Source organism: Methylobacterium sp. WL116, from assembly GCF_008039455.1.
Taxonomy (GTDB): Bacteria; Pseudomonadota; Alphaproteobacteria; order Rhizobiales; family Beijerinckiaceae; genus Methylobacterium.
This window is the reverse complement of the sequence record NZ_VRUV01001119.1, coordinates 1-498: the sequence shown is the minus strand read 5'-3', so window position 1 is coordinate 498 and position 498 is coordinate 1. Positions and strand designations below refer to the sequence as shown.

Sequence of the window (498 nt, the reverse complement as noted above, 5' to 3'; positions counted from 1 at the left end):
GAGGTTGCGCCAGCTCGCCTGCGGCAGGGCGACGACGAGGCGGCCGGCCAGGGCCGGCTCGGCCGCGACCAGCCGCGCGATCCCGCGCAGGAACCCGGGCTCGTAGAGCGAGAGCGGCGACAGGCCGTAGGCCACCGCCGCCTCGCTGCCGCGGCCGACGAGGTGGCGGGCGATGGTGGCGACCCGCTGCAGCATGCGCCGGTCGAGCTCGGTCGAGCGGCCGTGCCGCTCCAGCACCGGCAGGAACGCCTCCGGCGTCAGCACCGCGCCGGCGAGCCTCAGGCGGGCCAGGGCCTCGTAGGACGCGACCTTGCGCTGCGGCAGCGTCACCAGCGGCTGGAGGTGGACCTCGAGGCCGTCGCCGTCGAAGGCCGCGATCACCGCCTCGTCCTCGGTCGAGCCCCGGGCGGCCGCGTCCGCCCGGGGCCTGGATCGTATAAACAACTACCAGCCCACGAGACCGGAGCCGAGGGCGTATGCCGGGTTATGGTTGAAAAA

Annotated in this window: 1 pseudogene; it reads right to left on the bottom strand. The window is 74.5% G+C overall.

The window, feature by feature from the left end:
• A pseudogene (locus tag FV223_RS29675) lies at positions 1-381 on the bottom strand (EAL domain-containing protein); the annotation flags it as partial.
• Positions 382-498 lie beyond the last annotated feature (117 nt).